5 protein-coding genes are annotated in these 7,308 nt (G+C 58.9%); all 5 read left to right on the top strand.

Annotated elements, in window-relative coordinates; genetic code table 11:
• On the top strand, positions 1 to 1,214 hold a 1,214-nt coding region (locus tag ACMVPR_RS22030), incomplete at its 5' end, for a Z1 domain-containing protein (protein WP_416884590.1).
• Entirely contained in the window at positions 1,201 to 2,175 is a 975-nt protein-coding gene (locus ACMVPR_RS22025; RefSeq protein WP_416884589.1) for a PD-(D/E)XK motif protein, read from the top strand. The genes ACMVPR_RS22030 and ACMVPR_RS22025, both read left to right, overlap by 14 nt.
• Positions 2,172 to 4,241, top strand: a complete 2,070-nt coding sequence (locus ACMVPR_RS22020) for an AIPR family protein (protein ID WP_416884588.1) — start codon at positions 2,172 to 2,174, stop codon at positions 4,239 to 4,241. The genes ACMVPR_RS22025 and ACMVPR_RS22020 overlap by 4 nt, the downstream gene beginning before the upstream one ends.
• 264 nt (positions 4,242 to 4,505) lie before the next feature.
• Complete coding sequence (locus ACMVPR_RS22015; RefSeq protein ID WP_416884587.1) at positions 4,506 to 5,519, top strand: hypothetical protein; 1,014 nt, start codon at positions 4,506 to 4,508, stop codon at positions 5,517 to 5,519.
• 395 nt (positions 5,520 to 5,914) lie between these two features.
• A complete protein-coding gene (locus ACMVPR_RS22010) occupies positions 5,915 to 7,021 on the top strand; it encodes an ATP-dependent DNA helicase (RefSeq protein ID WP_416884586.1) in 1,107 nt (368 codons plus the stop codon).
• The last annotated feature ends 287 nt before the right edge of the window (positions 7,022 to 7,308 follow it).

The raw sequence follows: 7,308 nt of genomic DNA, 5'->3' as shown, positions 1-7,308 counted from the left end.
TGGTGGCGGCCCGCGTGGTCGAGGTCAACGCCTCCAAGCGCGCCCAGGCGCTGGACTATGACCACGCCGGGGAACACGGGATCACGGTGATCGCGGTCGGTGGGTTCTCCCTTTCAAGGGGGCTGACCCTCGAAGGGCTAACGGTCAGCTACTTCCTGCGCAATTCGATGATGTACGACACGTTGATGCAGATGGGCCGCTGGTTCGGCTACCGCCCTGGCTACGAGGACCTGTGCCGTGTCTGGATGCCTGCGGATGGCGTCGGCTGGTATGCCCATATCCACGAGGCGATGGACGACCTGCAGACCCAGCTGAAGCGGATGGAGCTTGCCAAGGCGACGCCTGCGCAATTCGGCCTCGCCGTGCGCAGTCACCCCGAGGCGCTGATCGTGACGGCGCGCAACAAGATGGGGACGGGCAAGGAGTTGCCGGTCAAGGTCGGGCTGGCGGAGAACCTTATCGAGACCACGCGGATCGTCCTCGACCACGCGCAGCTTTATGCGAACCTGCGTGCGGGCGAGGAACTCCTGTCTGTCGCTGCCAGTATGGGAATACCTCGCTACGAACGGCCGAGGGGCTACCTGCTCTCCGAGGTAGGCGTCGAGTTGATCAGGGATTTCCTTCGAAAATACCGAACAGAACCCGGACTTCGACCGGTAAATCCGCTTACGGATCCCAAGTTGATCAACGACTACATCGAAGCGCGAGCTGATGATGAGCTTGCGAAATGGGATGTCTTCATCGCCAGCTCTACCCGCAAGGACATGGACCCCATACCCTTTCCAGGGCTCGATATCGTGCCCTACGAGCTTTCCGTTGATCCGGACCTCGCAAAGGGCGGTGTTCTTGCCTTCAGCGGTTCCAGCCGTCGGATTGGCTCTGCCGAGGACGAAATCGAAGGCCTGACCGCAACGCAGATTGCCGATGCGCGTGAAACATTCCGCCTTTCCCGGCCAGATCAGAAGCTGCCCAAGACCGTCAACCCGAGGATCTACCGCCAAGTGCCTGGGCGCCGTCCGTTGTTGATCCTCCGTCTCGTCAAGCCAAAGCTGGCCGATCCCGACATGCCGGAAGGGGTGCTTGTGTGGGGTCTTTCGTTTCCGTCCAGCAGGATTGGTGGCGGCACCGTCGAATACGTGGTGAACACTATCCGCATGCGCGAAATGTTCGGCGAGGAGGAAATCGAGGAGGAGGCGCTTGGTGATCCCGAATGATACACCCTGGTCCGGCCTCGAGGCAGGAAAGGTCGATACAAGGCGGGTGGATGCCGCTGCTCGATGGAACTGGTTCTGGGCAGTCATGCCGAGGGCAGATGCGACGCTGGTGCTGCAGCTCAGTGATCTGCCGCGCCCAGTCCCGGACCTCCCCAAGCTCAAGAACCTTGAAATCCGTTTCCAGACCCTGCCGGGCGGCCCGATCCTCTATATCCGGCTGAAGGACAACTCCCAGATGGAGCTGTTCGAGACGCTCTGCCGCGACGTGATGGCGGCAGGGGAACTGGCCGAGACCGAAGCCGAGGCCCTAGAGCGAGCCATCGGGCGCACCTTCCGGTGGCACTACCTTCTGCGCGGCGGAAAGCTGGAAGTGCTGTCCGAGGAGGCGCAGAAGGGCCTGATCGGCGAGATCGAGGTCCTGAAGCTTCTGATCGCCGAGCTTGGGCCGAAGGCCGCCCTTTCCGCATGGATGGGACCATCCGGCGCGCCCAAGGATTTCGAACTCAAGGCCGACTGCATCGAGGTCAAGGCCCGTCGTGGCGCGTCCCAGCCTTTCGTCAAGATCACCAGCGAGCATCAGCTGGCTGATGTGCCTGATCGGCGGATTTGGCTGGCCGTGCTGGCCGTCGACAAGGTGCAGCCGCCGCATGGCCGGACCCTGACAGAACATGTCGAAATGGTCACGGAGCTTCTGGAGCGCGCTGAGCCATCATCGGTAATGGATTGGGACCTGCACCTCGCGGATGTCGGTTACGATGCCCTGCACGACTATTCGGCATGGCGCTGGATCGTATCCGCGCCCGAGTTTTTCGCCGTCACAGACGAGTTTCCTCGGATCGCTGCACCGGTCCCACTCGGGGTATCCGGCATCAACTACGCGCTGGCGCTTTCGGCGTGTTCGCCTTTTCTCAAGGCCTGGGATGATGTGCGGGCCGGCTTGACCGAAGGTGGGCAGGCATGAGCGAGCTTCAGGAATACCATCAGAACCTTATGGCCGACATCCGCCGCGAAGCCGACGCCAGCGGGATCTTCCCTGTCGAGGCCTTTTTCGACCGGATGACCGAGCGCCTGACGGAAGCGGGGGAACTCGAGGTCGCGGATCGTTCCTACTACCAGAGCGGCGAGGGCGGGCAGAGGCTCAGGATCGACGGATACGCAGGAGACCCGCGCGACAGCGGGGGCGTGTTGGGCCTGATCGTCTGCGACTTTGTGGACAGCGAAGATATCCAGACCTTCGGAAAGGGCGATGTGCCGCCCATCCTGAACCCCTTGATCCGTTTTCTGAAAAAGGCCCGGACGGAAGATTTCCGTGATGCCCTGAACGAGGTCAGCCCAGCCTTTCAGGTCTCGGACCTGATCATCACGACGTGGTCTCAGGTCACCAAGGTCAAGCTGATCCTGGTATCGAACCGCCAGTACATCGGGCGTGACGATGCAGTGAAGCTGCAGGAGCTCGATGACGTTCCGGTCACATGGTCGGTCTGGGACCTTGCCCGCTTCGAGCGTTTCGACCGTTCCGGACAGGCGCGCGAGGACATGGTGATCGACTTCGCCGGTGACTTCGGTGGGCCGCTGCCAGCGCTGAAGGCATCACAAACGGGCGCAGCACTGGAAAGCTACCTCCTGATCGTGCCGGGCGAACAGTTGGCTTCGATCTACGACCGCTGGGGCGCACGGCTTCTCGAGGCCAATGTGCGTTCTTTCCTCCAAGCGCGCGCCAAGACTAATAAGGGCATCCTGAAGACGATCAAGGAAGAGCCGGAGCTGTTCTTTCCCTACAACAACGGGCTATCCGCGACGGCGGACGACGTGACCTGCGTCCGCACGGATGACGGTCTTGCGATCGCCTCGATCAGCAATCTGCAGATCGTGAACGGTGCCCAGACGACCGGTTCTATCCACACCGGGCTGAAGAACGCACGCGAGCAGCTTCCGCAGGTTTTCGTCCAGATGAAGCTGACCGTGGTGCCGCCTGATCGGTCGGAGGAGATCGTGCCGAAGATCTCCGAGTTCGCGAACACCCAGAACAAGGTGAACGCGGCGGACTTCTTCTCGAACCACCCATTCCACATCCGGATCGAACAGTTCTCGCGTAGTGTGATTTTCACGGCCCGCGAAGGCGAGCGTCATGACAGCAAGTGGTTCTACGAGCGGTCCCGGGGTCAGTTCATCAACGCGCGAGGGCGCCTGACGCCTGCGCAGCAGAAGAAGTTCGACCTCGAGTTCCCCAAGGCGCAGCTTTTCAGCAAGACCGACCTGGCGAAGTTCGAGTATTCGGCTGCAGGGCAGCCGCATATCGTGTCCCGTGGCGCACAGAAGAACTTCGCCGAATTTGCCAAGGAGATCGGCGAGGCCTGGGCCAAGAGCGATGCCCGATATGATGAGCTTTGGTATCGACGGCTGATCGCCAAGGCCATCATCTTCAGGAAGCTGGAAACCGAAGTGCCGAAACAGCCTTGGTATGAAGGCGGCTACCGCGCGAACATCGTGACCTACGCCATGGCGAAGGTCTTCCATGACGCGACGAGCGACAAGCAGGTGTTGGACGTCGACGCCATATGGCGGCGTCAGGCAGTCTCGGACGCCCTGTTGCGTGCGCTGCTCGTCGCCGCGGCCGAGGCCAATGATGTCATTACCCACCCACCGGCCGGGGTTCGGAACATGTCGGAGTGGGCAAAGCAGCAGGCATGCTGGAATGGTCTCAAGGGGAGGCGGCTCGACTACGATGACGACTTCGCCAGCTGCCTGACGCTGGTGGAGTCCGTGCGAACTGCGGTGCGGGATGCGAAGGCCAAGAAGGCGTTGACCGAAGGCATCAACGTCCAGACCGAAGTGGTCAACCTGGGGGCCGAATTCTGGGCCAAGGTGATGGACTGGGGGAAGGTGGAGCGGAAGCTGTCACCCAAGGATTTGCAGATCCTGCAGATATGCGCGTCGATGCCGCGCAGGATCCCGTCGGATTTCCAAGCGAAGCATGCGATGGACGTGCTGCACAGGATGAAGGATCAGGGTTTTGTGCTTGGGTAGAGAGTCCCCCGAACTCTGATTTTATGTGCCACGGGCAACCTGGCCAAGTTTCTCTGCGCTCGACACCGGCCCGAAAAACACTGAACCCCTCGATAAAATTCTGAATTTATTAAATAAAAAGATATATCTCCTATCGTTGCGCATCCCAAAGAGCCGCTCGCTATAACCAAAGCGAGGCAAGGGTTCCGCCAATCCAAAAGCCTCCAATTGAAACTAACCAACCGCCAGATATGGCCAACCCACACTTTGGAGCTTCGACCTTTGATGAACCTTCCTAACTCTTGCACGTCACTTAAACGCAGCGACGATGTTTTGCGGCTTGCGACTTTCCATTCGCACAACAACCTTAGAGATGAGGCTGAACTCATCACTTTGAAGTGGCCCGCCTACCGTTTCCTGTCACCGTGGCGGTGCAATCTTCTTTTCAGAGATGCATACAACGCCCAGATCGCCGCGATGAGCCCGCGGAATGGTGATGGCAGCCTGTCATATCTCGGCGGCATCAGCGGCAAGCTGGACATGCGGTCAAACAACTCTGCTCACACGCAACTGCATCTTGCACGGCAGCATGCTGACCGTACTGGGATGCCATACGATGAATACCTTCGGTTCTGTTTCGATTTCGCCTCCCGTCGCACACGTGATTTTGTTCCGCGGCCTAACCAGCTACGGCCAAACCCGAAGAGCGAAGCCGCTTGGTCGTCCTCAATCGTTGAATACTGGACTGCGGACCGCATGTATCTCAGCCTTGTCCGGGAACCGCACTTACCTCAGTTCTCGCAGGAGAACGGACGGGATTTGCCAGCGCAAACATCTTTCACTGAGACATTGATTTGGCTGGCAGGAGAGAATTTGCCCGGCCTGTCAACGCTTCTGGGCAATTTCGTCCTTTCGCGCCGGTGGATGCCTGAACATATCGTCGCGCATAGATTCCCGCTTGCCCTCGAAAAAGCAAAAGCAGATGCCGATCACTTCAAGTCTTTAGGCGTCTATGTTCCTGAGCCGCTGCACGTGCTTGATGATGGTGAACTTCTCCAGAGCTGCTTCGGTCTGCCGGGCATCAATGTTGACTCCGATGTCACCTGCAAAACCTGTCCTGCAAAGAACGCTTGCGAAATGCTCAGGACTCAGACGCTTAACTCTTTACTCCGCATGCGCGGCACATCGGAACCGGTAGCGGAGCGGAAACGTCAGAAAAACCGGGAACGCGTCGCGAGGCACCGGCTAAAGAAGACCGAAGGCCAGAATAACGAGCTTACAAAAGGTCTCGCTTCATAAAATGCCGGAAAAGGTCTCAGAGCCGCAGGCTCCCTAAGGTTTCACCATGTAACGCTTCCCTATATCCGGAGAGCTCCATTTCTACTTCCCACAAAACGTGCCGGTCCAAGGGATCCATATAATAGGGAAGCGTTACATCCTGCCGCCGGTAAGACTGTAACCCTTCCCTATAATCGGATGACTTCCCTTCTTCATCCCAGAAAGACGCACCGGTCCGAAAGGATCCAATAATAGGGAAGCGTTACACACCCTGAATCGCCCCGAAACAGACGCTCCGGGCCCCAAAAATGAGTGTCCAGCACGTAACACGACCGCGTCAGTTTCTGGCGCGGAACGACGGCCTGCGCGCCAAGGAAAACGCCGCCGGTTGTCACAACTTTGTCAAAGGACTTCAAATGACACATATCTTCAACGCGCTGTCGCCGGCACAGATAAACGCCCTCGCGGCTGTCAAGCATTGGCTCGAACACGATACAGCGACGAAGCCCATCTTTACGCTGTTCGGCTATGCCGGGACTGGCAAGTCGACACTTGCCGCCCACGTCGCCGAACTGCTCAACGGCAACGTCGTCTTCCTGACCTATACTGGTAAGGCGGCTTCGGTATTGCGGCAGAAAGGCTGCGACACGGCACAGACCCTCCATAGCGCGCTCTACCGGCCCATCGACGACGAGACGCAGGGCCTTCGGTTCGTGCGCAACGATGCCAGCGACATCGTCGGGTCTGCCCTTGTGGTGATCGATGAGTGCTCGATGGTCGACGACGTGCTGTTGCGCGATCTTCGATCGTTTGGCGTGCCCATTCTCGCGATGGGAGATCCCGGCCAGTTACCGCCGGTGAAAGGCGTTGGTGTGCTCCGCAGCGTCACGCCGGATGTATTCCTGACGGAAATCCACCGTCAGGCCGCCGGCAATCCGGTTCTGCAGCTGGCCGACATGGCCCGTCGCGGAGCACCGCTGTCTCTCGGCCAGTATGGATCGAGCCGGGTAATCAGCCAGGGTGACCTTACCATGGAAACTCTCCTCGAAGCAGATCAGATCATCGTCGGCACAAATGATCTTCGGCATCAGGTCAACGCATCTGTTCGCGAGCGCCTTGGTCGTTCGGGTGACATGCCGGTGGATGGTGATCGCCTTGTTTGCCTGAAGAACCACGGCGACCTCGGGATCTCCAATGGCGAACTCTTCGTCGCATGTGGCACTCCGGTCGTTCAGGGTGACACCGCCACTTTCCATATCCGCCCCGAGGACGGCATGGACCAGCCGTTCGAAGTGACAATCTCGATCAGCCAGTTCTTGTCTGGCAAGACCTCTTCCGAGGGGGGGCGCAAGCAGAAACCGCAGTTCGACTTCGGGTATGCAATCACCTGCCATAAGGCTCAGGGGTCTCAGTGGAACAATGTGTTGGTGATCGATCAGAGTGTGATTATGCGCGAGAACGCAAACGCTTGGCTCTACACGGCGATCACGCGGGCGGCGAACTCGGTTATCGTAGCCATTTAAGGGCGTACAACAGTCCGGCCGTCATCGCCCCGTCCGGAGCGTTGACGGCTGCATTCACCCGGTCACGACAATTTACGGCAGCAGTGCGCAACCGGCTTCTTAAAAAACATAGATGCAGTCGCCACCCCCAGCTCAGTCCAAGCGAAACCACGTAATTATAACATTCAAGCGGGTTCACCTGCACCATGATGCCCAAGCTTGTCTCAAAAACGCTTCGCCTCACCTAAAGCGACCGCTTAACCGGGTAAGCATGTCGAAAGACACCGTGGCAGCCTCTGCCGCTGTGC

This window comes from Marivita sp. (assembly GCF_048006345.1).
Classification (GTDB): domain Bacteria; phylum Pseudomonadota; class Alphaproteobacteria; order Rhodobacterales; family Rhodobacteraceae; genus Marivita.
Note: the sequence above shows the minus strand (reverse complement) of the source record. Positions and strands in the feature narration are given on the sequence as shown.